General features: G+C 61.8%; 1 protein-coding gene. It reads left to right on the plus strand.

From position 1 onward, the window contains the following. Positions 1-90 precede the first annotated feature (90 nt). A partial coding sequence (gene pheT, locus ACIOMR_RS30860; protein ID WP_401198206.1) for a phenylalanine--tRNA ligase subunit beta occupies positions 91-2,415 on the plus strand: 2,325 nt, incomplete at its 3' end.

The following is a 2,415-nucleotide window of genomic DNA, read 5'->3' on the forward strand; positions in this document are numbered from 1 at the left end:
CGGCGAGAACGACTTGCGTCTGTTCTTCGACAACGACTTGCGGTTCCTCGCGCAATTTCGCTAGTCGTAACGGATCTTTAGGAGAGCAGGATGAAATTCAGTGAACAATGGCTGCGTGGCTGGGTAAGCCCGCAGGTAAGTCGCGACGAGCTGGTTGCTCGTCTGTCGATGGCCGGCCTTGAGGTCGATAGCGTTACGCCGGCCGCCGGTGTTTTCAGTGGTGTGGTTGTGGGTGAGGTGCTGAGCACCGAGCAACACCCGGACGCTGACAAGTTGCGTGTGTGCCAGGTCAGCAACGGCGCGGAAACCTTCCAGGTCGTGTGCGGAGCGCCAAACGTGCGCCCGGGCCTGAAAATCCCGTTCGCCATGATCGGTGCCGAGCTGCCAGGCGACTTCAAGATCAAGAAGGCCAAGCTGCGTGGCGTTGAGTCCAACGGCATGCTGTGCTCCCAGGCGGAACTGCAGGTCGGTGAAGGCAACGATGGCCTGATGGAACTGCCGGCCGATGCGCCAGTGGGCCAGGACATCCGTGTCTATCTGGAACTGGAAGATGCCAGCATCGAGGTCGACCTGACCCCGAACCGCGGCGACTGCCTGTCGCTGGCGGGCCTGGCGCGTGAAGTCGGCGCACTGTACGCCGCGACCGTGACCCGCCCGGTGGTTGCAGCGGTACCTGCCGTGCACGACGAAGTGCGTTCGATCGAAGTGCTGGCTCCCAACGCCTGCCCACGTTACCTGGGTCGCGTGATCCGTAACGTCGACCTGTCCAAGCCAACCCCGCTGTGGATGGTTGAGCGCCTGCGCCGTTCCGAAGTGCGCAGCATCGACGCTGCCGTCGACATCACCAACTACGTGATGCTGGAACTGGGCCAACCGCTGCACGCCTTCGACCTCGCCGAAATCAACGGCGGCATCCGCGTGCGCATGGCCGAGGAAGGCGAGAAGCTGGTACTGCTCGACGGCCAGGAAGTCAGCCTGCGTGCCGACACCCTGGTGATCGCTGACCATTCCCGCGCCCTGGCGATTGCCGGCGTGATGGGGGGGGAGCACAGTGGCGTGTCCGCAACCACTCGCGACATCTTTCTCGAAAGCGCTTTCTTCGATCAGATCGCCATTGCTGGCAAGGCCCGTTCCTACGGCCTGCACACCGACGCCTCGCACCGCTACGAGCGTGGCGTGGACTGGCGGCTGGCCCGTGAAGCCATGGAGCGCGCCACTGGCCTGCTGCTGGAAATCACTGGCGGCGAAGCCGGCCCGATCATCGAAACTGTCAGCGAACAGCACCTGCCGTCGGTTGCACCGATCATCCTGCGCGCCAAGGCCGTTGAGCAAATGCTCGGCCTGGTGATCGAGCCGGTTGAAATCGAGCGCCTGCTGTCGGCACTCGGCCTCGGCATCTCGGCCGGTGAAGCAGGGCAGTGGCACGTAGAAGTGCCAAGCCATCGCTTCGATATCAGCCTGGAAGTCGACCTGATCGAAGAACTGGCCCGCCTGTACGGCTACAACCGCCTGCCGGTTCGTTACCCGCAAGCGCGCCTGGCGCCGCAGCCGAAAGCCGAAGCCCGTGCACACCTGCCGGAACTGCGTCGCCTGCTGGTTGCCCGTGGTTATCAGGAAGCGGTGACCTACAGCTTCATCGATCCAAAGCAATTCGAACTGTTCAACCCGGGTGTCGAGCCGCTGTTGCTGGCTAACCCGATCTCCAACGACATGGCCGCCATGCGCTCGTCGCTGTGGCCGGGTCTGGTTAAGGCGCTGTCCCACAACCTGAACCGTCAGCAAGACCGCGTGCGCATGTTCGAAAGCGGGCTGCGTTTTGTCGGTCAGCTGGATGGCCTGAAGCAAGAGCCGATGCTGGCTGGTGTGGTTTGCGGCAGCCGTCTGCCGGAAGGCTGGGCACAAGGTCGCGACACCGTCGACTTCTTCGACGTCAAGGCCGATGTGGAAGCGGTGCTGGGCTTTGCCGGTGCGCTGGATGCCTTCACTTTCACCCCTGGCAAACACCCGGCGTTGCACCCGGGCCAGACTGCCCGTATCGAACGTGAAGGTCGCCTGGTGGGCTTCGTTGGCGCGATTCACCCGGAACTGTCGAAAACCTTGGGGCTGGACCGTCCAGTCTTCGTTTTTGAGCTAGTCTTGGCTGAAGTGGCCTCGGGCAAAATGCCTAAATTCAGCGAGTTGTCGCGTTTCCCTGAAGTACGACGTGATCTGGCGCTGATTGCCGATCAAGGTGTTGCGGCCAGTGCTGTTCTGGACGTAATCCGTGAAAATGCAGGGGAATGGCTGACAGACCTCAGGCTATTTGACGTCTATCAGGGTAAAGGCATTGATCCGCATAGAAAAAGCCTTGCAGTTGGCTTGACCTGGCAGCATCCATCCCGCACTCTTAATGACGAAGAGGTGAATACGACGACG

Origin of the sequence: Pseudomonas sp. NPDC087814 (genome assembly GCF_044742865.1) — a bacterium.
Classification (GTDB): Bacteria; Pseudomonadota; Gammaproteobacteria; order Pseudomonadales; family Pseudomonadaceae; genus Aquipseudomonas.